Origin of the sequence: Arthrobacter rhombi (assembly GCF_039526245.1) — a bacterium.
Lineage (GTDB): Bacteria > Actinomycetota > Actinomycetes > Actinomycetales > Micrococcaceae > Arthrobacter_H > Arthrobacter_H rhombi.
Genome location: NZ_BAAAIV010000007.1, coordinates 1 through 24,723, shown reverse-complemented (window position 1 = coordinate 24,723; position 24,723 = coordinate 1). Strand labels below are relative to the sequence as shown.

General features: G+C 68.0%; 25 protein-coding genes. 4 read left to right on the top strand and 21 right to left on the bottom strand.

What is annotated here, in order from left to right; genetic code table 11:
* Positions 1 to 2: 2 nt before the first annotated feature.
* From ABD088_RS06770 to ABD088_RS06740, 7 genes are read right to left on the bottom strand one after another with little or no spacing between them, the layout of a single operon-like run.
* Positions 3 to 449, bottom strand: a complete 447-nt coding sequence (locus ABD088_RS06770) for a molybdenum cofactor biosynthesis protein MoaE (protein WP_343900982.1) — start codon at positions 447 to 449, stop codon at positions 3 to 5.
* The gene (locus tag ABD088_RS06765; protein ID WP_343900980.1) at positions 442 to 930 is read right to left on the bottom strand and encodes a MogA/MoaB family molybdenum cofactor biosynthesis protein; all 489 of its coding nucleotides are present in this window, start codon (positions 928 to 930) and stop codon (positions 442 to 444) included. The genes ABD088_RS06770 and ABD088_RS06765 overlap by 8 nt, the downstream gene beginning before the upstream one ends.
* Positions 927 to 1,430, bottom strand: a complete 504-nt coding sequence (moaC, locus tag ABD088_RS06760) for a cyclic pyranopterin monophosphate synthase MoaC (protein ID WP_343900979.1) — start codon at positions 1,428 to 1,430, stop codon at positions 927 to 929. Before moaC ends, ABD088_RS06765 begins: the two co-directional genes overlap by 4 nt.
* Complete coding sequence (locus ABD088_RS06755; protein ID WP_343900978.1) at positions 1,427 to 2,704, bottom strand: molybdopterin molybdotransferase MoeA; 1,278 nt, start codon at positions 2,702 to 2,704, stop codon at positions 1,427 to 1,429. Before ABD088_RS06755 ends, moaC begins: the two co-directional genes overlap by 4 nt.
* A gap of 29 nt (positions 2,705 to 2,733) precedes the next feature.
* On the bottom strand, positions 2,734 to 3,552 hold the full coding sequence (locus ABD088_RS06750) for a molybdate ABC transporter permease subunit (protein WP_343900977.1): 819 nt from the start codon (positions 3,550 to 3,552) through the stop codon (positions 2,734 to 2,736).
* On the bottom strand, positions 3,549 to 4,325 hold the full coding sequence (gene modA / locus ABD088_RS06745) for a molybdate ABC transporter substrate-binding protein (RefSeq protein ID WP_343900976.1): 777 nt from the start codon (positions 4,323 to 4,325) through the stop codon (positions 3,549 to 3,551). The genes ABD088_RS06750 and modA overlap by 4 nt, the downstream gene beginning before the upstream one ends.
* Positions 4,322 to 4,723 carry a TOBE domain-containing protein gene (locus ABD088_RS06740; protein ID WP_343900975.1) on the bottom strand — a complete coding sequence of 134 codons (402 nt, stop codon included), beginning with the start codon at positions 4,721 to 4,723 and terminating at the stop codon, positions 4,322 to 4,324. Before ABD088_RS06740 ends, modA begins: the two co-directional genes overlap by 4 nt.
* A 147-nt stretch (positions 4,724 to 4,870) precedes the next feature.
* On the opposite strand from ABD088_RS06740, the gene moaA reads away from it, so the two are divergent.
* Positions 4,871 to 6,067 carry a GTP 3',8-cyclase MoaA gene (moaA, locus tag ABD088_RS06735; protein WP_343900974.1) on the top strand — a complete coding sequence of 399 codons (1,197 nt, stop codon included), beginning with the start codon at positions 4,871 to 4,873 and terminating at the stop codon, positions 6,065 to 6,067.
* On the top strand, positions 6,068 to 6,340 hold the full coding sequence (locus tag ABD088_RS06730; protein WP_343900973.1) for a MoaD/ThiS family protein: 273 nt from the start codon (positions 6,068 to 6,070) through the stop codon (positions 6,338 to 6,340). It abuts the gene before it with no gap.
* Positions 6,341 to 6,443: 103 nt separating this feature from the next.
* Here ABD088_RS06730 and ABD088_RS06725 read toward each other — a convergent pair whose 3' ends face one another.
* From ABD088_RS06725 to ABD088_RS06660, 14 genes are all read right to left on the bottom strand, one after another.
* Positions 6,444 to 7,952, bottom strand: coding sequence for an alanine/glycine:cation symporter family protein (locus ABD088_RS06725; protein WP_343900972.1), 1,509 nt, complete (start codon positions 7,950 to 7,952; stop codon positions 6,444 to 6,446).
* Between the two features lie 128 nt (positions 7,953 to 8,080).
* Positions 8,081 to 9,481: a M16 family metallopeptidase gene (locus ABD088_RS06720; protein ID WP_372711240.1), complete on the bottom strand. Its 1,401-nt coding sequence runs from the start codon at positions 9,479 to 9,481 to the stop codon at positions 8,081 to 8,083.
* A gap of 15 nt (positions 9,482 to 9,496) precedes the next feature.
* Positions 9,497 to 11,734 (bottom strand): polyribonucleotide nucleotidyltransferase, encoded by a 2,238-nt coding sequence (locus ABD088_RS06715; RefSeq protein WP_343900971.1) that lies wholly within the window; start codon positions 11,732 to 11,734, stop codon positions 9,497 to 9,499.
* A gap of 264 nt (positions 11,735 to 11,998) precedes the next feature.
* Entirely contained in the window at positions 11,999 to 12,268 is a 270-nt protein-coding gene (gene rpsO, locus ABD088_RS06710; protein ID WP_343900970.1) for a 30S ribosomal protein S15, read from the bottom strand.
* A gap of 108 nt (positions 12,269 to 12,376) precedes the next feature.
* Entirely contained in the window at positions 12,377 to 13,171 is a 795-nt protein-coding gene (locus ABD088_RS06705; RefSeq protein ID WP_343900969.1) for a class I SAM-dependent methyltransferase, read from the bottom strand.
* Positions 13,172 to 13,190: 19 nt separating this feature from the next.
* Complete coding sequence (locus ABD088_RS06700) at positions 13,191 to 14,150, bottom strand: bifunctional riboflavin kinase/FAD synthetase (RefSeq protein WP_343900968.1); 960 nt, start codon at positions 14,148 to 14,150, stop codon at positions 13,191 to 13,193.
* Positions 14,151 to 14,236: 86 nt separating this feature from the next.
* Positions 14,237 to 14,662, bottom strand: coding sequence for a hypothetical protein (locus tag ABD088_RS06695; protein ID WP_343900967.1), 426 nt, complete (start codon positions 14,660 to 14,662; stop codon positions 14,237 to 14,239).
* Positions 14,659 to 15,033 carry a hypothetical protein gene (locus ABD088_RS06690; protein WP_343900966.1) on the bottom strand — a complete coding sequence of 125 codons (375 nt, stop codon included), beginning with the start codon at positions 15,031 to 15,033 and terminating at the stop codon, positions 14,659 to 14,661. The genes ABD088_RS06695 and ABD088_RS06690 overlap by 4 nt, the downstream gene beginning before the upstream one ends.
* Before the next feature lie 76 nt (positions 15,034 to 15,109).
* A complete protein-coding gene (gene truB, locus ABD088_RS06685) occupies positions 15,110 to 16,018 on the bottom strand; it encodes a tRNA pseudouridine(55) synthase TruB (RefSeq protein ID WP_343900965.1) in 909 nt (302 codons plus the stop codon).
* Positions 16,019 to 16,345: 327 nt separating this feature from the next.
* The gene (rbfA, locus tag ABD088_RS06680) at positions 16,346 to 16,783 is read right to left on the bottom strand and encodes a 30S ribosome-binding factor RbfA (protein ID WP_343900964.1); all 438 of its coding nucleotides are present in this window, start codon (positions 16,781 to 16,783) and stop codon (positions 16,346 to 16,348) included.
* A gap of 107 nt (positions 16,784 to 16,890) precedes the next feature.
* Positions 16,891 to 19,713 carry a translation initiation factor IF-2 gene (gene infB / locus ABD088_RS06675; protein WP_343900963.1) on the bottom strand — a complete coding sequence of 941 codons (2,823 nt, stop codon included), beginning with the start codon at positions 19,711 to 19,713 and terminating at the stop codon, positions 16,891 to 16,893.
* A 161-nt stretch (positions 19,714 to 19,874) separates the two neighbouring features.
* Complete coding sequence (locus ABD088_RS06670; RefSeq protein ID WP_343900961.1) at positions 19,875 to 20,198, bottom strand: YlxR family protein; 324 nt, start codon at positions 20,196 to 20,198, stop codon at positions 19,875 to 19,877.
* A 99-nt stretch (positions 20,199 to 20,297) separates the two neighbouring features.
* A complete protein-coding gene (gene nusA, locus ABD088_RS06665; protein ID WP_343900960.1) occupies positions 20,298 to 21,296 on the bottom strand; it encodes a transcription termination factor NusA in 999 nt (332 codons plus the stop codon).
* 1 nt (position 21,297) lies between these two features.
* Positions 21,298 to 21,864, bottom strand: coding sequence for a ribosome maturation factor RimP (locus tag ABD088_RS06660; RefSeq protein ID WP_343900958.1), 567 nt, complete (start codon positions 21,862 to 21,864; stop codon positions 21,298 to 21,300).
* Positions 21,865 to 22,259: 395 nt separating this feature from the next.
* Between ABD088_RS06660 and ABD088_RS06655 the strand changes: the two genes are divergently transcribed.
* Together ABD088_RS06655 and ABD088_RS06650 are read left to right on the top strand one after the other, a co-directional pair.
* Positions 22,260 to 23,306: a hypothetical protein gene (locus tag ABD088_RS06655; protein ID WP_343900957.1), complete on the top strand. Its 1,047-nt coding sequence runs from the start codon at positions 22,260 to 22,262 to the stop codon at positions 23,304 to 23,306.
* Positions 23,240 to 24,325: an aminoglycoside phosphotransferase family protein gene (locus ABD088_RS06650; RefSeq protein ID WP_343900955.1), complete on the top strand. Its 1,086-nt coding sequence runs from the start codon at positions 23,240 to 23,242 to the stop codon at positions 24,323 to 24,325. Before ABD088_RS06655 ends, ABD088_RS06650 begins: the two co-directional genes overlap by 67 nt.
* Positions 24,326 to 24,723 lie beyond the last annotated feature (398 nt).

The following is a 24,723-nucleotide window of genomic DNA, read 5'->3' as shown; positions in this document are numbered from 1 at the left end:
CGTCAGGCCATGCCCACCCATTCGGTCTCGCCGTCGGCGAAGTGCTGTTCCTTCCAGACCGGCACCCCGTGTTTGACTGCCTCGACCAGGTCGCGGCACGCCTCGAAGGCCTCGCCCCGGTGGGAGGAGGCGGCAGCGGCGACCAGGGCAGCGTCGCCGATGGCCAGGTCCCCGGTCCGGTGGGCGGCCCACAGCCGGGTGCCGGGGTGCCGGGCGGCGACGTCGGCGGCCAGCTCGGCCATCCGCGTATCGGCGGTGGGGTGGGCGCTGTAGTGGAGCCGTTCGACGGCCCGCCCGGAGTCGTGGTTGCGCACCACGCCGCCGAAGGTGACGACGGCACCGGTGGCCGCTGTCTCGACCGCGTCCCAGGCGGTGCCCACGTCGATCGGTTCGGCGGCCATGCCGGAGTAGACGACGACGCCGGCTGCCGGGCTGGTGGGTTCAGGCATGTCCATGTCCGCCTTCGATTTGTTCGCAGAGGTGTCCGATGATCGGGTCCAGCACCTCGAGGGCGTCGGCGACGCCGCCGGGTGACCCGGGAAGGTTGATGATGAAGGTGCGCCCCGCCGTGCCGGCGTGGCCCCGGCTGAGCGCCGCATGCGGTGTCTTCATCCGCCCGGCGGCCCGGATGGCTTCCATGATGCCGGGGATCTGGCGGTCCAGCAACGGCTCGGTCATCTCCGGGGTGGCGTCATCCGGTGACAGGCCGGTTCCGCCGGTGGTGATGATCACCGCCGGTTTCTCCCCCAGCAGCCGGCGCAGCGCGGCACCGACCGGTTCGCCATCGGGGACGATGACCGGCTCGCCGACCGCGAACCCGTGGGCGGCGAGCCACGCGCTGATGACCGGTGCGCTGCGGTCCGTGTAGACGCCGGCGGCGGCCCGGGTGGAGGCGACCAGTACCGCGGCACTGCGGCTGTCCCCGCTCATGCTTCCTGCTCCCCCAGCGTCCAGTCCCCGCTCTTGCCGCCGGATTTGGCCAGCACCTTCGTCTCGGAGATCACCGCATGCTTGTCGACCGCCTTGGTCATGTCGTACAGGGCCAGCGCGGCGACCGAGGCGGCGGTGAGGGCCTCCATTTCGACGCCGGTCACCCCGCGGGTGGTGACGCTGGCCTCGATGCGCACCGTGCCGGCTGCCGCGTCGGGGAAGAAGTCGACGGTGAGCTTGGCCAGCGGGAGCGGGTGGCACAGCGGGATGAGCTCGGGGGTCTTCTTGGCGGCCATGATCCCGGCGATCCGCGCGACGGCGAGGGCGTCGCCCTTGGGCAGGTCGCCGGAGACGATCATCGCCAGCACGTCGGGGCGGGTGTGCAGCACCGCTTGGGCGGTGGCGGTGCGGGAGGTCTCTGCCTTGTGCGAGACGTCGACCATGTGGGCCGATCCGTCGGCGCGGACGTGGCTGAGCCCCGGGGTGTGCGGGTCGGTCATGAAAGGTCTCCGTAGATCAGGGCGTCGACCGGTTCCCCGGCCTGGGGTGTGGGGGCGTCAGGGGTCAGCACCAGCAGGGCGTTGGCGGTGGCCAGGGCGTGGACCAGATGGGAGCCGGGCCCGCCCACGGCGCTCGCCTCGACTCCGCCGTCGTGCAGGATCCTGACCATGACGCGGCGCGCCTGTAGCTTGCCCGGCGGCGGCGGCGGATCCAACGGGCCGGCCAGCCGGGCGGAGAGCATGCGCCGCTCGGCGGCCCCGGTGAGCCCGATCAGGGCGGGGCGGAGCAGGATCTCGAAGCTGACGACCCCGCTGACCGGGTTGCCGGGAAAGGCCAGCAGCGGGGTCGGTGCGGTGCCGGGCAGTTCCAGCAGCCCGATCCCCTGGGGGCCTCCGGGCTGCATGGCGACCGAGCCGAAGTCGATGCCGTGCTCCGCCAGCGCCTGGCGGACCACCTCGTAGGCTCCCTGGCTGATGCCGCCGCTGGTGATGACCAGGTCATGGGCCGGCGCGCCTGCGGGGCCGAGCTTCCCGGCCAGGGCGGTGGCGAAGGCCTCCGGGTCATCGGCGCTGATGCCGGCGCACTGGGCCTGGGCTCCGGCCTCGGTGAGCAGGCTGGCCAGCAGCGTTGAATTGGCGTCGTGGATCTGCCCGGGGGCCAGGGCGGTACCGGGGGCCCTGACCTCGTCCCCGGTGGCCAGGACGAGCACGCGCGGCCGGCGCCTGGCCGGAAGGGTGTCGATCCCCAGCGCTGCGGCCAGACCCAGGTGCACGGGGCCCAGCCGGGTGCCGGCCGCCAGGGCGGTGGCCCCGGCGGCGATGTCGCTGCCCGCGGCGCGGATGAACTGTCCTGGCGGGACGTCGGTGGGCAGGGTGACGGTGGCGTCCTGGGAGTCGGCGGGCGGGAAGCGGGGAGGATCGGCGCGTTCGATGGGCACCACGGAGTCGGCACCGGCGGGCAGCATCGCCCCGGTCATGATCGGCACCACGGTTCCGGCCGGCAGCCGAGGGGCGGTGGCACCGGCGGGGATCGGGGCGCCCACGGGCAGGGCCGTGCCGTGGGCCGCCTCCGCCACCCGCAGGGCGTAGCCGTCCATCTGCGAATTATCGAACGGCGGCAGCGCCCGCGGGGCCACCAGGTCGGCGGCCAGGACGCGGCCCAGGGCCTCGTGTAGGGGCAGGTCCTCGGTGCCCAGCCGGTCCGCCAGCGGCGCCAACAGGCGGTGCACTGCGGCGCGGTGGTCCTCGACGGTACGCCGGAAGCTGGAGTCCATGCGTTACATCCTACGGCCGGGCCGGACCGCTAATGGCGGAAGATCCGGCCCACCGCGGCCCCGGCGATGACCAGCACGATCAGGTACAACCCGATCAGCATCAGGCTGATGCCCAGGGCCGCCTGCGGGTCGTTGGAGTTCAGCGCCAGCTCGATCTGCAGCGGCAGGGTCCGGGTGCGTCCGGCGACGGATCCGGCAAAGGTGATCGTCGCCCCGTACTCGCCCAGCGACCGGGCGAAGGCCAGCAGCGTGCCGACCAGGATGCCGGGCGCGGCCAGCGGCAAGGTGATGTGGGACAGGATCTGCCCGGCGGAGGCCCCGGCGTTGGCCCCGGCGAACTCCAGGTCGGTGTCCACCGACTCGATGCTGCTCAGTGCGGAGACCACGAAGAACGGCAGCGAGACGAAGACCTGGACCAGGACCACCGCCGCCGGGCTGAACCCGATGCCCAGGCCCAGCGCATCGAGCCATCCGCCCACCGGAGTCTGCCGGCCCCAGAAGTAGAGCAGCGCCAACCCGGAGACCACCGGGGAGAGCACCAGCGGCACCACCAGCAGCCCGCGCAGCAATGCCAGCACCACCCCGTGCAGGCGGGAGAGCAGGACGGCCAACGGCAGCCCCAGGACGAAGCAGACGACGGTGGAGGCCGCCGCCGTCGTCAGCGAGAGCCCCAGCGCGGTCCGCGCGTCCTCGCGGGCCAGCAGTGCCGGCAGGTCCTTCCAGTGGGCAGCGGCGAACAGGGCGACGAGGGGCCCGGCGAGGGCTGCCAGGCCGATCCCCGCGGGGATCCACAGCCAGCCGGGCGTCGTCGCCCGGAGCATGCGGGGCGAGAGGGGAACGCGGGTCACGGCTGGGAGAAGCCCGCCGCGCTGAACAACTGCGTGGCGGCGTCACCCTGCAGCCACTGGGCGAACTTCTGCGCGGAGTCCGGCGCGTGGGTGGCTACCAGCAGCGGGTAGGTGTTCGGTGCCAGGTGCGGCAGCTTGATGGCCTTCACCTTTCCGCCGGCGGCAGCCGCGTCGGTCGCGTAGACGAATCCGGCGTCGACCTGCCCGGCGGTGACCTTGGTCAGCACGGCGCGGACGTCGTCCTCCTCGGTGACGGTGCCCAGCGTGATGCCCTCCTGCTCCAGGTAGCCGTTCGCTGCGCGCCCGCACGGGACGGCCGGCGCACAGATGGCCACCGCATGCGCCTCCGGAAGCTGGTCGACTCCGGTGATCGGCGAATCGGCGGGCACGGCCAGCACCAGCGAGTTGGAGAGCAGGTCGACGGGCGCGGCGAACGCGTCGGGCTGCTCCAACGCCTTCGGGGCCTCGGTATCGGCGGTGATCAGCACATCGGGCCGCTCGCCGGCATTGGCCTGCTGGACCAGCTTCGAGGAGGCCCCGAGGTTGATCTGGATCGGGGTGGTGTCCCCCGTGTCCTTCGCGTACGCGGCGGTCAGCTCGGGAGCCACGTCGGTCAGCGAAGCGGCGGCGGAAAATTGCACGACGCCGGTGCCCCCGGTGGTGCCCGCGGAACCCGGGGCCGGGCTGGAGCCGTCCCCCGCTCCCGCCCCGGAGGCGCAGCCGGAGAGCAGCAGGACGGTGGCCGCCAACGCGGTGATGATGCGGGTCTTCACGGTTGTCCCTTGGTTTCGATGATGACGTTGGTTGATTTGATGACCGCGGTGGCGATGCTCCCCGGTTCCAGTCCCAGATCCCGCACCGCTTCGCTGCTCATCAGCGAAACCACCCGGAACGGACCGCATTGCAGTTCCACCTGGGCCATGACCCGGTCGGCCGTGACGGCGGTGACCAGGCCGACGAACCGGTTCCTGGCCGAGGACGCCACGTGCGCCGGATCGGCAGGGCTGCTGGACAGGCCCCGGATGTAGGTGGCCAGTTCGGCCCCGTCCACGGTGATCCGCCCGGCAGCGTCACGTCCGGCGGCCAGCTGCCCGGCATCCAGCAGGCGGCGGACCGTATCGTCGCTGACTCCCAGGAAGCGGGCCGCCTCGGAAACTCGCAAATGCGTCATGAACACAGACTAGACGACGCATATGCGAGACCAAACACCAGTTCGTGCGGCATCTGGCAATCCGGGCAGCCGTCCGATGGCGCCCAGCCGTCCAGCTCGTCCCACCGGCCCCCTGAATTCGGGCCCTATCTGGACTACCCTCGGAAGATGACCTGTAGCACCAGCCCCCGGACCCCGGACGGGTCCAGCCCGGAACCGGCAGCGGTATCGCTGGGCATCCCGTCCATCCCCGCGCCCGGTGCCTCCGGTCCCGAGGCGGCCTCCGGCGCCGTCCCCCCGCCGGCCCCGGGCGAGGACCCGCGCCTGGTGGACCGTTTCGGCCGCGTCGCCACCGATCTGCGCATTTCGCTGATCGACAAATGCAACCTGCGCTGCACCTACTGCATGCCCGCCGACGGCCTGGCGTGGCTGCCCGCGGAGCGCCTGCTGACCGCCGAGGAGATCCGCCGGCTGGTGCGCATCGCCGTGGACACCCATGGGGTGCGCGAACTGCGCCTGACCGGCGGCGAACCGCTGGTGCGCAAGGACCTGGTGGAGATCATCGCCGCGATCCGCGCCGATCACCCCGACCTGCCGATCTCGATGACCACCAACGGCGTCGGGCTCGCCGCCAAGGCCCAGGCACTCGCCGATGCCGGGCTGTCCCGCATCAACGTCTCGCTGGATACCATCCACGCCGAATCGTTCGCCAAGCTGACCCGGCGGAACTTCTTCCACAAGGTGCTCGAGGGCATCGAGGCCGCCGATGCGGCCGGCCTGCGGCCGATCAAGATCAACGCCGTCCTGCTGCGCGGTGTCAACGACACCGAGGCCGCCGACCTGCTGGACTGGTCCCTGGAACGCGGCTTCGAGCTGCGGTTCATCGAGCAGATGCCCCTGGACGCCGACCACGGCTGGACCCGCACCAACATGGTCACGGCCGAGGACACCCGCGAGCTGTTGCGCACCCACTACGACCTGTCCGTCTCCCCCGATGCGCGCGATGGCGCCCCGGCCGAACGCTACGTCGTCCGCGCCCTCCCCGGCGGGGACCCCGCGACCGGGGGCTCCCCCGGATCGGTCCTGGGCACGGTGGGCATCATCGCCTCGGTGACCGAACCGTTCTGCGCCGATTGCCGCCGCACCCGCATCACCGCCGAGGGCAAGATCATGAGCTGCCTGTTCTCCCGTGAGGAGACCGACCTGACCGCCTTGCTGCGCTCGGGTGCCACCGACGGGCAGATCGCCGACCGGTGGCGGGCCGCCATGTGGGCCAAGCCCCGTGCCCACGGCATGGACCATACCGGGCTCGGCGACCAGGATTTCGTCCAGCCGGACCGCTCCATGAGCGCCATCGGAGGATAAGTGAAGGTCAGGTTCTTTGCCGCCGCGGCTGCCGCGGCCGGCACCACCGAGGTGCAGGTGCCCCTCACCGACATCGAGCACGACGGCGGCACGCTGGCTGCGCTGCTGGCCCACCTGCCCCACGTGGTTCCCGGCGGCACCTCCGGCCCTCCGCTGACGCGCGTCGTCTCCCGTTCCAGCTTCCTGGTCAACGAGACCGGCGCCCGCGACCACTCACGCCGGCTGGCCGAGCCCGACGTCATCGACATCCTGCCGCCGTTCGCCGGCGGCTGAGGCCCAGCGGCCCCCACGACGTCCACACGGCACAGCGGCCGGTCACCCCGGATGGATCCGAGAGGTGGCCGGCCGCTGTGCTGCCCTGGGGTGTTGCGGGGGATCAGTCGCGGATACGGTCCTTCAACCGTCCGTAATTGTGGCTGGAGCCGATCACATCGCCGGACTTCCATTCCTCCCACCCCGGGCGGTCGGCCATGAAGGCTTCGATTTCCTCCTTGGTGGCCTCCAGCTTCGGGTCGTGCTTGAGGTAGTGCCTGGTCTCCCGGGCGATCAGCCCGGAGAGCACCAGCAGGCCCACGAGGTTCGGCAGTGCCATCAGCCCGTTCATCACGTCGGAGAAGGCCCAGACGACACCGAGCTCGACGGTGCAGCCGATGAAGACGACCAGCGAGAAGACCACCCGGAACGGCATCACGGTGCGCCGGCCGAACAGGCGCTCCATGTTCCGTTCGCCGTAGTACGACCACCCGAGGATCGTGGAGAACGCGAAGAGCACCAGGCCGATCGTCACGATCCAGTGGCCCCACTCCCCCGGAAGCCCGTGGGTGAAGGCCTCACCGGTCATCAGTGCCGCGGAGATCTGTTCGCCGGTCTCCGGGTCGACTTCCTTCCAGGCCCCCGTGGTCACGATGACCAGACCGGTGAAACTGACGACGATGATCGTGTCGATGAACGTCTGCGTCATCGATACCAGGCCCTGGCGGACCGGGTGGGTCGTCTGGGCCGCCGCTGCGGCAATCGGTGCCGAGCCGAGCCCGGACTCGTTGGAGAACAGACCGCGGGCCACGCCGTACTGGACGGCGATGATGATGACCGACCCGGCGAAGCCGCCGACGGCCGAGGTGCCGGTGAAGGCATCGCTGAAGATCAGGCCCAGGGCCTCGGGGATCTGGCCCACGTTGGCCAGCAGGATGTACAGGGCGCCGAGCACGTAGAAGACGATCATGACCGGGACGAGCCCGGCGGTGACGGCACCGATCGACTTGATACCGCCGACCAGGACCACCATGGCCAGGACGGTCAGGACCAGGCCGGTGACCCACGGGGCGACACCCCAGCTGCTTTCCACGTTGGAGGCGATGGAGTTGCCCTGGGTCATGTTGCCGATGCCGAAGCAGGCCAGGACGGCGAAGATCGCGAACATCAGGCCCAGGATCTTGCCCAGCGGGCCCTTGATGCCGCGCTCCAGGTAGTACTGGGGGCCACCTGACTTCTCACCGGCAGCGTCCGTTCCGCGGAACCTCACGGCCAGGTAGGCCTCGGAGTATTTGGTGACCATGCCCAGCAGGCCGGTCATCCACATCCAGAACAGGGCACCCGGTCCACCGATGCCGATGGCGGTGGCGACGCCGACGATGTTGCCGGTTCCCACCGTGGCAGCCAGCGCCGTGGTCAGGGCCTGGAACTGGGTGATGTCGCCTTCGGCGCCGACATCCTTGCGTTTGAGGATGCCCAACCGCAGGGCGGCACCCAGCTTGAGGAACTGCAGTCCCCCCAAGCGGATCGTCAGGTAGAGACCGGTGCCCAAGAGCAGCGGTATCAGCATGTACGGACCCCAGACAATGCTGCCGATGTCCGATAAAACGGACTCCAACTTGTCTAAATTCATGGCATTGAGCCTCTCAAGATATGCGGGTGATGATGTGGGTGATCGGGACCACATCATTCCGAGCATAGAGGCATGAACAGGGTTTCCGGCGCAAGGAGGACCCGCGTGTACTGCGGGCCGCCGTGCGGCTAGAGGCCGAAATCCGCCGGACTGTCGAAAGGCCCCACGACGGTGACGGTGCGGGGCCGGGAGGCCAGTTCGCGGGCGAGCGCCTGGACCGTATCGGCGGTGACCGCCCGGACACGGGCCAGTGACTCGTCGAGGTCCTGGAAGAAGCCGGTGACCAGCTCGGCACGGCCCAGCCGTGACATGCGCGATCCCGGGTCCTCCAAGGCGAGCACCATGCCGCCCGAGAGTTGGCCGATGGCCTTGCGCAACTCTTCGGAGGTGATGCCGTCGGCAGCCAACTTGTCCAGCTCTTCGCCGAGCAGGCCGATGACCTGCCCGGTCTTGCCGGGTGCACAGCCGGCGTACATGCCGAAGTAGCCGACGTCCGAGTAAGCGGCCGAGAAGGAGTAGGTGGAGTAGACCAGACCGCGCTTCTCGCGGATTTCCTGGAACAACCGCGACGACATGCCGCCACCCAGGACGGCGTTGAGCACGCTCATCGTGTGGCGGCGTTCGTCAGTGGCGACAATCCCGGGGCAGCCCATGATGATGTTGGTCTGCTCGACCGGGCGGCGGATGACGTCGATGGTGTGCTGTCCGGCGATCTCCACCGGTGCGGTGCTGCGGCGTGGCTCGGGCAGCGCGTCCTCGTCCAGGGTCCAGCCGGCGGTGCGCAGGGCCTGGAGGACCTGGCGGCAGACCTCGTCGTGGTCGAGGGAACCGGCGACGGTGATGACCAGTTCGCTGGGCTTGTAGTACCGGCGGTAGTGGTCCACCACCGCGTCGCGGCCGATGGACAGGATCGCCTCGGGGGTCCCCCCGATGGGCCGGGCCAGCGGGTGGGTGCCGAGCACTGCGGCCACGAACTTCTCGTGCGCTACGTCTCCCGGGTCATCGCTGTCCATCGCGATTTCCTCGAGGATGACGTCGCGTTCCTGCTCGAGTTCCTGGGGATCGAGCACAGCGGAGGTGATCATGTCGGCGATCACGTCGATGGCCAGCGGCAGGTCCGCGTCCAGGACGCGGGCAAAATAGCAGGTGTTTTCCTTCGCCGTGGCGGCATTGGATTCGCCACCGACTTCGTCGAAGGCAGAGGCAATGTCCATCGCGCTACGGCGAGTGGTGCCCTTGAAGAGCAGGTGTTCCAGGAAGTGGGTGGATCCGTGCTGGCCTTCGGCCTCGTCACGCGATCCCACACCGACCCAGAAGCCGATCGTTGCGGAGCGCTGTCCGGGCATGGCCTCGGTCAGCACCCGCACCCCGCCGGGGAGGACGGAGCGGCGCACCAGCGCCCCTCCGGCCTCCCCGTGCAGGATGGTTGGATCCCCGTCCTCGATCGGTGAGCCGGTGCCGGGGGCACCGCGCTCAGCGGTCGACGGGAACATTCCCGAGCCATGGAGCGGCAAAGGAATCAATGCCATGGGTGTATCTCGTCCCTACGCGTTGGCGGGCGAGGAGTCGGCCTCGGCCTCATCGGCGACGACAGGGGCCAGGGAGAGCTTTCCGCGGTCATCGACCTTGGTGATCTCCACCTGGAGCTTCTGGCCCACGGAGACAACGTCCTCGACGTCGTCGACGCGCTTGCCACCGGCGAGCTTGCGCAGCTCGGAGATGTGCAGCAGGCCGTCCTTGCCCGGGGTCAGGGACACGAAGGCGCCGAACGTGGTCAGCTTCACCACGGTACCGAGGTAGCGTTCGCCGACCTCCGGGACCATGGGGTTGGCGATCGCGTTGATGGCGGAGCGGGCGGCCTCGGCGGATTCGCCGTTGGTCGCACCGATCAGGACCGTGCCGTCATCTTCGATGGAGATGTCGGCGCCGGTGTCCTCCTGGATCGTGTTGATCATCTTGCCCTTCGGGCCGATGACCTCGCCGATCTTGTCCACGGGGATCTTCACCGAGATGATGCGCGGAGCGAATTCGCTCATCTCATCCGGGGTGTCGATCGCGGAGTTGATCACCGAGAGGATGTGCAGGCGTGCCTCGCGGGCCTGCTTCAGCGCGGCGGCCAGCACGGAGGCCGGGATGCCGTCGAGCTTGGTGTCCAGCTGGATGGCCGTGACGAACTCGGAGGTGCCGGCGACCTTGAAGTCCATGTCGCCCATGGCGTCCTCGGCTCCGAGGATGTCGGTCAGCGCCGCGTAGCGGGTCTGGCCGTCGACCTGGTCGGAGACCAGGCCCATGGCGATGCCGGCAACCGGTGCGCGCAGCGGCACACCGGCGTTGAGCAGCGACAGGGTCGAGGCGCACACGGAGCCCATCGAGGTGGAGCCGTTGGAGCCCAGTGCCTCGGAGACCTGGCGGATCGCGTAGGGGAATTCCTCGCGGGTCGGCAGCACGGGCACCAGGGCACGCTCTGCGAGGGCTCCGTGGCCGATTTCGCGGCGCTTCGGGGAACCGACGCGGCCGGTCTCGCCGGTGGAGTACGGCGGGAAGTTGTAGTTGTGCATGTAGCGCTTGCGCGTCACCGGCGACAACGAGTCGATCTGCTGCTCCATCTTGAGCATGTTCAGCGTAGTGACGCCCATGATCTGGGTTTCGCCACGCTCGAAGATCGCCGAACCGTGCACGCGGGGCAGGACCTCGACCTCGGCGGTGAGCTGGCGGATGTCCGTCAGTCCACGGCCGTCGATGCGGACCTGCTCGGTGAGGATGCGCTGGCGCACGACCTGCTTGGTCACGGCACCGAAGGCCTTGGAGACCTCGTTGACGCGGCCTTCGAACTCCTTGCCTTCGCCGGCGAGCTGCTCGACGATTTCGTCGCGGTACACGCTGGAGGCGCTGTCACGTTCCTGCTTGTCGGCGATCGCGAAGATCCCGGCCAGCTTGGCGGAGGCAGCAGCTTCAACGGCGGCGTAGACGTCGTCCTCGTAGTCGCGGAAGACCGGGAATTCCACGGTCGGCTTCGCGGCGCGGGAGGCCAGGTCGGCCTGCGCGTCGCAGAGGACCTGGATGAACGGCTTGGCTGCCTCGAGGCCCTCGGCGACGACCTCTTCGGTCGGGGCGGTGGCGCCGTTTTCCTTGATCAGGTTCCAGGCGTGGTCGGTGGCCTCGGCCTCGACCATCATGATGGCGACATCGTCACCGGCAACGCGGCCGGCCACGACCATGGAGAACACGGCGTTCTCCAGCTGGGAGTGCTTCGGGAAGGCAACCCACTGGGCGCCGTTGCCGTCGTCGACCAGGGCAACGCGGACGCCGCCGATGGGGCCGGAGAACGGCAGGCCGGAGAGCTGGGTCGACATCGAGGAGGCGTTGATGGCCACCACGTCGTACAGGTCATCCGGGTTCATCGACAAGATGGTGACGACGACCTGGACCTCGTTGCGCAGGCCCTTGACGAAGGCGGGGCGCAGCGGGCGGTCCATGAGGCGGCAGGCCAGGATGGCCTCGGTGGAGGGGCGGCCCTCGCGGCGGAAGAAGCTGCCCGGGATGCGGCCGGCAGCGTACATGCGCTCCTCGACGTCCACGGTCAGCGGGAAGAAGTCAAAGCCCTCGCGGGGGTGCTTGCCGGCAGTGGTGGCCGACAGCATGGACGTGTCGTCATCGATGTAGACCATGGCCGCGCCGGCGGCCTGCTGGGCGAGGCGCCCGGTCTCAAAGCGGATGGTGCGCGATCCGAATCGGCCATTGTCGATGACCGCTTCTGCGAATTGAATTTCGGGACCCTCCATGGAGAGTCACCTCCGTTTCTCGTTTGGCGCAGGGCCAGCCCATCTCCTCCGGTTCCACCGGAGGGGGCACCCGGTCTTCGATCGAGGCCCACGGGGTGTCCGGCGTCGTGCCGGTTTCCGTAAACCACTACCGAGGACCGCGAATGTCCGAGATGGCTGGTTCCTGCAGTTTTCACTTGTGGTGGTGGCAACGAACCGGGGCCCGTTGCCAGAAAGCGGCCCCTCACCGGTTGCCCGGCGGGGAGACCGCTTCCGTGGATCCGACTAGCGGCGCAGGCCGAGACGCTCGATGAGCGCACGGTAGCGGACGATGTCGGTGTCCTTCAGGTAACCGAGCATGCGACGACGACGGCCAACCATGCCCATGAGGCCACGGCGGGTGTGGTGATCGTGCTTGTGGGTCTTCAGGTGCTCCGTCAGGTCCAGAATACGACGGGACAGAACTGCAATCTGCACCTCGGGTGAACCCGTGTCGCCTTCGTGGGTGGCGTAAGCCTTGATGATTTCGGTCTTAACAGCAGCGTCGAGGGCCACATTAACTCCTGGAGTTGTACCGCGAACAGTTTAGGTGCCGTTTCCGGCGTGGTGACACGCAACCGCGGACTGCAGCGCACACCACCAGTCAGTCTAGCATCACCGCCCCTACGGACGGTGGGCCCGCCAGGCATGCGTGTAGTACGGCAGCCCGAGCTCCTGCCCGGGCTGCAGTCCGAGGTGCTCGTACAGGTACCAGACGAGGTTGCCTTCGACCCGGGCCCGCGTCTCGGTGCCGGCCCGCAGGTAGTAGCTGCGCGACTTGGCCAGGTCGATGAGGTGCTCCGGGGTGACCGGTTGCTCCCAACGCACCTGCAGCGACTCCAGCCCGGAGAATTCCGGGCCGATGTCGGGGACGAACTCGGGGCGGTGCACGTCTCCGGCATGCATGATCCGGCTGAGCCGGTGCACCCAGCCGACGGTGACGTCGAGCTGGTTCCAGATGAGTCCCAGCCGTCCGCCGGGCCGCAGGATCCTGGCGGTCTCCGCCGAGGCGCGGGGCACGTCCACCCAATGCCAGGCCTGCGCATACGTGGCCAGGTCGAAGGAGGCGTCGGGCAGGCCGGTGTCCTCCGCTGACGCCCGGAGCGTGGTGGGCGCAGCAGACTTGAGGTGCAGCTGGGCCAGCATGTCAGCCGAAGGATCCACCGCCGTCGTGCTCAATCCCCGCGCGGCGAGTTGCAGGGTGAGGATTCCGGTCCCGGCACCCAGGTCGACGGCGTCACGTGCACCGGGGGGGATCAGGAAATCCACTGCGGCGTCCGGGTAGGCGGGGCGCACCGCGTCATAGAGGTCGCCGCCGCTGGAGAAGGCCGCACCGAAGGCCAGCCGCCGGGCCTCATCGAGTTCCGGGGCCCGGATCGGCAAGTTGGGGATGGGGGCGTCCGCGGCGGGTCGGGTCACCGGTGCCGCGGGTCCGCGCTCAGGCGCCGGCCCGGTCATGGGCCAGGAGGGATCGGGCGCGCTGGACATCGTCGTTCATCTGCTCGATCAGTGCCTGGACCCCGTGGTAGGCCACCATGGGCCGCAGTCGGGCGACGAATTCGACGACGGCCTGCTGGCCATAGAGGTCGAAGTCCCCGACCTCCTCGGCCGGGCGGTCGATGACATGGGCCTCCACCTGGCGGCTGACGCCTTCGAAGGTCGGGTTGGAGCCGACGGAGATCGCCGCGGGCCACGCCATCTCCGATTCGTCGACCAGCCAGCCGGCGTAGACGCCGTCGGCGGGGATGATCCCGGTGGCGTCGGTGGAGAGGTTGGCCGTCGGGAAACCGAGTTCGCGACCGCGGGCGGCGCCGTGGACGATCTCCCCGCGCATGCGGTGCGGACGGCCGAGGATCTCGTTGGCGGTGGCCACGTCACCGTCGGTGAGTGCCTCGCGGATCCAGGTGGAGGACCAGCGCCGCGATTCGCCGATGTCGTCGATGCCGATGACCTCGAAACCGTGGATCCGGCCCAGCTCGACCATGGTGGCGAAGTCCCCTGAGTTGTCGCGGCCGAACCGCACATCATGTCCCACGACGACGGCGCAGGCGTGCAACCGGTCCACGATGATGTTCGTGACGAATTCCTCGGCGGTGGCCTGGGCGAACTCCAGCGTGTAGTGGATCATCAGCAGCGCATCGATGCCGGTTTCGGCCAGCGAGTCGATCCGGTCGGCCAGCCCCATGATCAGCGGCGGGTACGTCCCCGGGCGGTGGACCTGGGCGGGATGCGGGTCGAAGCTGATGGCCACGGAGGATGCGTGGCGGCGGGCACCCAGGGCGGTCAGCGTGGAGAGCACCTCCCGGTGGCCCCGGTGGACACCGTCGAAGTTGCCGATGGTGACGACCGATGGCCCGAAGTCCGCGGGAACGGATTCGAGGCCTTTCCAGTAGTGCACTGTGCTCCTTGGGGATGCTGCCGTGTCGGTGGCCGGGGTGGCGCGTTTTCCATTATTCACGATCGGCCCGTGATGCCGAATTCACGCTAGCGCGCGGCGGCGGGCTCCCGGTGCCGGAAGAGCCACCAGAGCCCGATCAGCGGCAGCACCAGCGGAATGTAGCCATACCCCTGCCCGAAGTGCGACCACACTGCCGGGTGGGCGAAGTCCTGCGGCACGGCAAAACTGAGGATGCCCACGATGACGACGCCGGCCAGCTCCACCAGGATCGCTGTCAGCGACAGCCGCCAGCTGCCACTGCGGTGGGACGCCAGGGCAATGGTGGCGATGATGTAGACCACCGCGGCCACCGCGCTGAGCACATACGCCAGCGGGGCCTCATCGAATTTCGTGAGGATCTGGTAGCCGGCGCGGGCCGTGGAGGAGATCGCGAAGATGCCATAGACGGCGATGATGATGCGCCCCAGTCCGGCCTGCCGTCCCGTGCTCTGCTGCGTGTCGGGTGTTTTCATGCGAGGGGTACTCCATCCCAGATCTGTTCCATGCGGTACAACATGACGAATACGGTGAGGCCGACGGCGGCCAGGACTGCGTTGGACCAGCGGGTCTTGTCGGTGACCGCCCAGGCAAAGGCCACGACCGGCACGAACAGGGCGGTGAGGACATACCCCCAGAACTCCCAGGTCTCCCCCGCGATGGCCTGGCCGCCGGCTTGGCGGATGGCCGCGGAGATGCCGTAGACCACCAGGAAGACCTCCACGGCGGCGACGGAGATGATGGCGTAGTCATCCGGGTGGTCGCGGGTGATCGTGGCGAACACGCTGAGCAGGACCGACAGGGCGCAGATGATGGCACCGGCGATGAAGAATCCGTCGACGATCACGGTAGGTGGTTCCTTTGCGGCTGGCAGGTGTCCCCCGGAACGACGGCGGTGCGTCACCCGGGAGGGTGGATGGAGGTCAGGCGGTGGCGAAGACGATCTCCGGTTTGGCGGCGTCTGCCTTGTTCTTCAACAGGGCGACGCAGGTTCCGTCCGGGGCGAAGGCCGCGGTGACCTCTTGCCCCTCATTGGGGGCGATGCGGCGTCCGAAGGACAGTTCGGTGGCTTCCTCGGCGCTGAGTTCCCGGTTCGGGAAGAGCGCCCGTGCCGCATCGTCCAACGCCAGCATCGAGAACCCGTCGGCCAATTCCTCCATGGTCCGGGCGCCCTCGATGCCATACGGTCCAACGCGGGTCCTGCGCAGGGCAGTCAGGTGTCCGCCGACTCCGAGCCCCTCCCCGAGGTCGCGGGCCAGGGCACGGATGTAGGTTCCCGAAGAGCACTCGACGGTGACGTCCACGTCCTGGATCTTTCCACCCCGCAGGCGCCGGATGTCGTGGACCTCGAACCGGCTGACGGTCACGGGGCGGGCGGGCAGGTCGACGTCCTCGCCGCTGCGCACCCGGGCGTAGGAGCGTTCGCCGTTGACCTTGATGGCGCTGACGCTCGAGGGGACCTGGTCGATGTCCCCCGTCAGTTCCGCAACCCCCTGGTGGATCTGTTCGGGGGTCACGGCCGCGGCGATCCGCGCCTCCAGGAGCTCGCCTTCGGCATCATCGGTCACGGTGTTCTCGCCGAGGCGGATGGTGGCCTCGTAGGTCTTGGAGGCACCGACGATGTAGGTCAGGAGACGGGTGGCCTTGTTGACCCCGACCACCAGGACCCCGGTGGCCATGGGATCCAGGGTTCCTGCGTGGCCGACCTTGCGCGTCCCCGCCAGCCGACGGGTGCGCCCCACGACATCGTGACTCGTCCAGCCCTGCGGCTTGTCGACGATCACCAGTCCCGATCCGACGGCGGCCTGATCTGTGCTGGCACCTTTTTTCACGTCACCCAGTATAGGTGCGTACACGGGGTCCTCGGCTCCGATCCCCTTCGCCGGCGCTGCACGTCGTGCACCGTCGACGGCGTCGAGGGCCTGTGGGGCACGAATACTTCCTGTGATGGACACGATGAAACGGGTGAAGAGGCGGATCCGCTGACATCCCAGCGCAAACAAGAACGGGCGGTGCCGGTGCCGGCCACCCGATCAAGGGTGGTTGGCGCCGACACCGCCCGGTGTCGGTGCCGGCCACCCGATCAAGGGTGGTTGGCGCCGACACCGCCCGGTGTCGGTCCACCGCGGCAGGAAGCCGTGGCGGACGGAAAAGCGTGGCTAGTCCTCGTCGACGTCCTCGTCCGGGTGTTTGTACGGATCGGGGTCGCCGGCATGCTGCGCGCCGGCGGCCAGGGCCGCCACCTCTGCGTCGCGTGCCTTGGCATCGCGCAGCAGTTCCTCCAGGTTGGAGGCATTGACCGGGATCTCGTCCGCGACGAATTCCAGGGTCGGGGTCAGCCGGACGGTCAGGTTGCGTCCGACCTCCTTGCGCAGGATCCCCTTCGCCTTCGCCAGGCCGGCGGCCGCGTCGGCCTTGGCCTCGTCGTCGCCGAGGACCGTGTAGTAGACGGTCGCGTTTTGCAGGTCGTTGGTGACCCGCGAGTCGGTGATCGTCACGCCTTCGACGCGGGGATCCTTCACGACCTTGCCGAGCGACTGCGCGACCAGGACCTTGATGCGTTGCGCGAGCCGTGCCGCGCGTGCGGGATCGGCCATGATGCCCTCCTGGGGATTCCTTGTGCTGTTGGGTGTCTTAAGAGTAGGACGACGAGGCCGGACGCCCGCCCGAAAGGCGAGCGTCCGGCGTCGTACTCCTTGAGCGCCTAGGCGCGGGGCTTCTCACGCATCTCGTAGGTCTCGATGGTGTCGCCTTCCTTGACGTCATTGAAGGAGCCCAGGCCGATACCACATTCGAAGTCCGTGCGGACCTCGGTGGCGTCGTCCTTGAAGCGCTTCAGCGAGTCCACGGTGAGGTTCTCGCCGATGACCTTGCCGTCACGGGTGACGCGCGCCTTGGAGTTGCGTCGGATCGTGCCGGAGCGGACGATCGAGCCGGCGATGTTGCCGAACTTCGAGGAACGGAAGACCTCGCGGACCTCCGCGGTGCCTAGCTGGGCCTCCTCGTATTCCGGCTTCAGCATGCCCTTCAGCGCCAGTTCGATGTCGTCGATCGCCGCGTAGATGACCGAGTAGAAGCGCATGTCAACGCCCTCCTTGTCGGCCAGGTCCGCAACGCGTTCCGCCGGCTTCACGTTGAAGCCGATGATGATGGCGTTGTCGACGGTCGCGAGGTTGACGTCGTTCTGCGTGATGGCACCGACACCGCGGTGGATGACACGCAGCTGCACGCCTTCGCCCACGTCGATCTTGAGCAGCGAGTCCTCGAGGGCTTCCACGGCACCGGAGACGTCACCCTTGAGGATGAGGTTGAGGGTGTCGATCTTGCCATCGGCGACGGCCTGGTCGAAGTCTTCCAGGGTGATGCGCTTGCGACGCTTGGCCAACTGGGCGTTGCGGTCCGCTGCTTCACGCTTTTCGGCGATCTGGCGGGCGGTGCGCTCGTCCGAGGTGACCAGGAACGTGTCGCCGGCCCGCGGGACGGTGGACAGGCCCAGCACCTGGACCGGACGGGACGGGCCCGCCGTTTCCAGGTTGTCGCCGTTCTCGTTGAACATCGCACGGACACGTCCGTGCGCCTGGCCGGCGACGATGGTGTCGCCGACGTTCAGCGTGCCGGACTGCACCAACACGGTGGCAACGGCGCCGCGGCCCTTGTCCAGGTTGGCTTCGATCGCGATGCCGCGCGCATCCTTGTTCGGGTTGGCGCGCATGTCCAGGGCAGCGTCGGCGGTCAGCAAGACCGCCTCGAGCAGCTCGTCGATGCCCATGTTCTGCAGCGCAGAGACCGGGACGAACATGGTGTCGCCACCATATTCCTCGGGCACCAGGCCGTACTCAGCGAGCTGGCCCTTGACCTTGTCCGGGTTGGCGGACTCCTTGTCGATCTTGTTCACCGCGACCACGATCGGCACGTTGGCCGCCTGAGCGTGGTTGAGCGCCTCAACGGTCTGCGGCATGACGCCGTCATCCGCTGCGACGACCAACACGGCGATGTCGGTGACCTTCGCACCACGGGCACGCATGGCGGTGAACGCCTCGTGGCCCGGAGTATCGATGAACGTGATGGCGCGCTCGGTGCCCTCATGTACGTGGTTGATCTGGTAGGCACCGATGTGCTGGGTGATGCCACCAGCTTCGCCTTCGATGACGTTGGTCTTGCGGACCGCGTCCAGCAGGCGGGTCTTGCCGTGGTCGACGTGACCCATGACGGTGACCACTGGCGGGCGGGGGCTCAGGTCCTCGTCGCCCTCTTCCTCGAGCTCGTGGTCGAGGTCGATGGCAAAGGACTCCAGCAGCTCGCGCTCCTCGTCCTCCGGGGAAACGACCTGGACCTTGTAGCCCAGCTCGGCACCGAGGACGTCAAAGGTGCCCTCATCCAACGACTGGGTGGCCGTGGCCATCTCGCCGAGGTGGAAGAGAACGGTCACCAGTGCTGCCGGGTTCGCCTCGATCTTGTCGGCGAAGTCGGTGATGGAAGCACCACGGCGCAGACGGATGATGGTCTCACCATTGCCGCGGGGCACGCTCACGCCGCCCAGCGACGGTGCGCTCATCTGCTCCAGTTCCTGGCGCTTGGCACGCTTCGACTTGCGCTGCTTGCCGCGACCGGCGCCGCCCTTGCCGAAGGCACCCTGGGTGCCACCGCGTCCGCGGCCGCCACCCTTGCCGCCGAAACCGCCACCGGGGGCTCCTCCGGGACGTGCGGGTGCGCCACCGCGTCCCGGCGCGCCGGGACGACCTGCGCCGGCTGGTGCCGGACGCTCGGTGCGGTTGGGCATCATGCCCGGGGTGGGGCGGGGCCCACCCGGACGTGCGCCGGGTGCACCGGCGCCGGGGCGCGCTGCGCCTGCCGGACGCGGGGCACCGGGACGGGGACCAGCGGCGCCTGCAGGCGGACGCGGTCCGCCCTGGCCTGCCGGTGCGCCGGAGCGCATGCCCTGCTGGGGTGCAAACGGGTTGTTTCCCGGGCGGGGTCCGCCGGGACGGTTGCCCTGGCGGGCGCCGGGACGTGGGCCTCCGGGACCGGAGTCCTTGCCGCGCATCCCCTGCTGGGGTGCGAACGGGTTGTTCCCGGGACGCGGGGCGCCCGGCTTGGCTGACGTCGGACGCGGCGCGGCCGACTTCTCGGCAGCGGGCTCCGTTGCTGCAGGCTTTTCAGCTGCAGGCTTTTCAGCAGCGGGCTTGTCGGCAACCGGAGCTGCCGGCGCTTCTGCGGCCGGAGCTGGTTCTGACGGTGCTGCTGCAGCAGGCTTCGGAGCCGGACGGGCTCCGGGGCGCGGCGCGTTGGAAGCCGGAGCAGCGGGTGCGGCTGCTGGGGTTGCCGGCGTGGTGCTGGGCTTGGCAGCTGCCGGCGCCTTGGCGGCGGGCTGCTGGGGGAAGGCGCCCCGTAGTTTCTTGACTACGGGCGCTTCAATGGTCGAAGAGGCGGAACGGACGAACTCGCCCATTTCCTGCAGTTTTGCCACTGCATCCTTCGAAGTGATGCCGAGCTCTTTGGCGAGCTCATGTACGCGGACCTTGGCCACATTTCTCCTGTCTCGGTCCGCCCCTGCACTCACTTCTTACCGGGTGCGAACCGTCTTTTTTGGGCTTGGTCGGCAGCCACCGCGAGGCGGCATGCCGATCGTTGCGCATAACTGATTAGTCATAGCTAGGCGCTCATCGCTTGACACTCATCGGGTTTCCATCAGATTTCTGACCCGCTTTCACGTTTGACGGTTAATTCGGCGCCGCCCCCTGGCAGGGGCGCACCCAGTGCTGCACATGCCGATTCCACCTGCGAGTCGTTCACCTTGGCCCTGAAGGCCCGGGAAAACGCCCGCCGTTTCACGGCACGGGCTGCACATGCCGGTGTGGGGTGCAACCAAGCACCCCTACCGGACTTGCGACGGGCGGGATCTGGAACGACCAAAAGGCCACTTCCTTCGACCACCCAACGCATCAACTGGTCCTGGTCCGTCGTTTCCCTACACCCGATACATGTGCGCTGCGGCTGTTGCTGCGAGCTCACGTGGGAGGTCAACTCCTGGGTTGGGGATGGCCGGACCTGACCGGACCACAGACAAGTCTACCGCTTTTCACACCGGCCATGGGGCACGGCCGTGTGCTCCTACTCGGGACGGACTGCCTCAACGCGCCCCTGGGGGTTGGCATCCGAGGAAATGTCGATGCGCCACCCGGTGAGCTTGGCAGCCAAGCGGGCGTTCTGCCCTTCCTTGCCGATAGCCAGGGACAACTGGTAGTCGGGAACGACGACGTGCGCCTGGCGGATGGCTTCGTCCACGATGGTGACCGATTTGACCTTCGACGGGGACAAGGCGCTGGCGATGAAACGCGCCGGGTCCTCGTTGTAGTCGACAATGTCGATCTTCTCGTCGTGCAATTCGTTCATCACGGCGCGGACGCGTGATCCCATCTCACCGATGCACGCGCCTTTCGCGTTGACTCCGGCCCTCGTGGCCCGGACAGCAATTTTCGTCCGGTGCCCTGCCTCACGGGCCAGCGACACGATCTCGACGGTCCCGTCGGCAATCTCGGGGACCTCCAGCTCGAAGAGCCGACGGACCAGGTTCGGGTGCGAACGCGAGAGGGTGATCGAGGGACCCTTGGGGCCTCTACGCACATCGGTGACGTAGGCGCGGATCCGCGCACCGTGGATGTACTTCTCGCCCGGAACCTGCTCTGGGGGCGGCAACAGGGCTTCGATCGTTCCCAGATTGACCTGGATCATGATCGGGTTGTTGCCCTGCTGGATCTGCCCGGAGATCAGCTCCCCCTCCTTGCCCTTGAACTGGCCCAGGATGTTGTCATCTTCCACGTCGCGCAGGCGCTGGAGGATGATCTGGCGAGCCGTGCTTGCGGCAATCCGGCCAAACCCCTCGGGGGTGTCGTCGAACTCGCCGACGGCTGCTCCGTCGTCATCGAGTTCAGTAGCCCAGATGGTCACGCGTCCGGACTTCTGGTCCAGCTCCGCCCGTGCCTGCTCGATGGCCCCGGGGGACTTGTGATACGCCATCACCAGAGCCTGCTCGATGGTCGGGATGATCAGGTGGAGCGGGATTTCGCGCTCCGATTCGAGGAGTCGCAGTGCGCTCATATCGATATCCATGTCAGGCCTCCTGCGCCTCGTCGATCTCTACTGCGTCGTCGTCCAGGGGCCCTGGACGGGTGAATTCAACTTCGACCACACCGCGGCGGATGGTGTCGTAGCCCAAGGTGCGAGGGTCTCCCTGTTTGGGCTTCATGCCCTTTTTGACGGGGATGTCGGGCACGATCGTTATTGTCTGGTCGTCGGCTGCCGTGAGACGTCCGGTGATGTTGTCTTCACCGATCAGGTTCACCTTCACGAGGCGGCCAACATTCCGCAGCCAATGCCGGGGAAGAGTCAGTGGGCGCCCGACGCCCGGCGAAGAGACTTCAAGGTCATAGGCAATTCCGGGCTCAACGGGCGAATGGTCCATGGCATCCGAGACGGACTGTGAGACTTCGGCCACCGTATCCAAATCGACATTGCCAGTACCTTCAACCAGATCGATGATCACGTTGACCGTGCGATGGTCGGCGCCCGAGCGGACCTCGACGTCTTCAAGGAAGAGACCATGAGCGGAAACAGTGGGTTCCAGATACTCCTTGAGCCGCTGTCCTTCGGACGGGGTGTTTGCCGGCTGTTCGGACATGACTTCCTCCCACATATTCGATGTTGTGCGTACCAGAGTATCGACATTTCTCCTGGCTCGCCGACGCTTCCGCGCCGGACCTGCCGCGAAAGGCACACGAAGAACGCGGTCAGGCCCGCGGGTGCTTCAGACACCTGGGCGCGGGATCGCTCTGCGGTGGGGCGCCTCGTGGGATGATCAACTCGATGGAAACGCGCTCCCGCTCCCCCCAACCCCCCCGCCGCCCGCACCGGCGCGGCTCCTTTTTTCGGCTGAAGTTCCTCCTCCGCACGCTCGGATTGCTGCTGGTAGCGGCGATCGTTGTCGGTATTGGAACGACAGCGAACCAGGGGTGGGGCCCGAATTTCCGCGGTGGCGCACCCCAAATCAGCGCGCAGGAGGCAGCCTCCCGCAACATGCTGGATCTGGCTCGGACCGCTTCGGACCTGGCCGGCGGAGCCGGGTCGGCATCCGCCTCGAGTGCGCACGAATCTGCGTCACCGTCAGCTGGCTCGTCCGATGCGGTGGCACCGGCCGTCGATGCCAAGTCAGCCCAGGAACTTGATCGCGCCGCTCAGCTATTGAACCGTCATGTGGAACTTCTCACACCTGGTTTGGCGGCGCAGGTCGCGCAGGAAAACGAGGCAGCCAAGGCCAGCAGCTCTTCCTCCCCGGCCGGTAAATCGAATTCGCCAGACAGCCCCACCGTGAAATCGACTTCGGGTTCCGACTCCCTCGCCAAGCTGGCGATGGATCTGGGGGTCTCGGCAAATACACTGCTGGACGCAGCGTCCACCTCAGGCATCGGTGAGACTGCGCCCCTTCTCGGGGCCGGCATCGAGCAGCGGCTGGAAGCCCAGCGGCTCGCCGCACTGGTGCCCGACCACGCCAAGAAAAAGGTCTTGCCCGCAGTCAATCTCCCGGATGCGGACCACGCGTGGCAAGAAGCCCTGGCCAGCCCGCTGCCCGCTGGCTCCTGCACCGTGGATGGCTCACCGTCACCCACCGCCTCTCCGGACGCTGCAGTTTCCAGCGCTGCAGGCACCGAGACCGCGACCTCCGAAGAGCAGCAGGCCGCCACCTCCATCGACAACGCCGCCGATGCCGCCTTCCGGCAGGCCTATGGCTATCAGATGGCGGCCGTGAAGCACCCCGGGTCATCGACCAGCAATGGCTGGAAGCTCTCGAGCACCACGACTGAGCTGGGGCACCGTTTGGAGGACCTCCTCCCGGAGGATTGCTCCCCCGTCCGCGCGGCGGCCTATGCCTTGCCGAGTGGGTTCGATGCCGAGCCACTCACCTCGGTTGCAGCCTCGGAAGCCCAGCTAGCGGGCCTCCTCCGCGACGCCACCTCCCAGGCTGCGTCGGCGCTTCGCCCAGCGCTGATCACCGAAACGTGGTTGGCGGCCGAACGCTCCTTCACGCTGACACGGACGATTCCAGACCTCACGAAAAGCTCGTAGTGCACACGGGCAATCCGACTTCCCTCGTGGACCTGGATGAGCTTCCAGCCACCCTGCGGCACAACGCTGTGCGTGCGCCGGGTGGAGCGGCCTGGCTCCGGAACCTCAATGCCCGGCTCGCCGCGCAGTGCGCCCATTGGAATCTCCGCCCTGTCCCGGAAGCTGGAAGGTCTTGGTTTGCCGGCCACGCAGGCATCGTGGTCCCGGTGGTCGATGACAACGAGAAGCCCCTGGCCCTCAAGTACCAGATCCCCCGCCCCGAACTGGCCACGGAGGCTGCTGCCCTGCGCGTATGGTCCGGAAATGGCGCCGTCGTACTGATCTGCGATGAGCCCGGGTTTCTGCTCATGGAACGCCTGGACCCGACTCGGGACCTGGGCGGCTTGCCCCCGTCGGCGGCCGCGGAGAAGTGGGGCAGCGTGATGCAACAACTGAGTCGGCCGCTGTCCGAGGCGTCCGCATCCACCGAGGACGTTTCGGTGTTCGACCGAACCGATGCCGTAGCCGAACGCTGGAATGACGAGCTCCCCGCCCGGTGGGCGGAGCACCCCGGGCTCCTGCCCCGCAGGCTGCTCGAGGCAGCCTTGGAGGTTTGCCAGACCCGGGGAGCCGTGGGTCGCCGCGAGAACGACGATTTTCTGGTTCACGCCGACTTGCACTACTTCAACGTGCTGGCACGCCCGGCAATGGATGAGTACGTGGCCATCGACCCACAGATGTACGTCGGAGACCGGGAGTTCGCCGTTCTTCCCATGCTCCACAACCGTTTGGGCGACCTCCCCGCACGGAATGCGGCGGAGGCACTACGGATGCGATGCAGCCTTCTGAGCGCCGGCGCCGGGGTGGATGCCGATCTGGCCCTGGGGTGGGCAGTCACCCGTGCGGTAGAGGACGTCTTGACCTTTACGGAGGAAGGACTGCCCCGGGACGCGGAGCGTTCCCTCTGGGTGGCAACAGCCCTGAGCCAGGGCGATACGTCTGCCTTGCCCGGGGCCCACCAGCTCAAACCCCTGGTCTGAAGGTTCCACGCTGCGGCCCCGCGCATTATCTTCTAGCTGGTGTCGCCGGGTAATGGAGGGGCCTGGGACCGATACACATGACCCGTCGGAGTCCTCGTCACCGTCGTATGCCGGTCCCCCGGAACCGTGGCCGCGCCCCACCCCGGAGCCTCCTTCACATAATTACAATCAGCACACCGGCCCTTCGCGTTCTCCGCGTTCGTCGGACCCCCGGCAGCCCACCCCACCACATGGTCATGGTGACGAACCGGAGCATCACACCACGGCGTCCCACACACCTGATCCCGCACCGCGATGAACCGCGCCAACCCCGCAGGGAAAAACCTCGCCCGCGAATCCATCCCCACCAACTCCCCCACCCCCGGAGCCGTATACAACCGCCTGAACCACGCCAAACC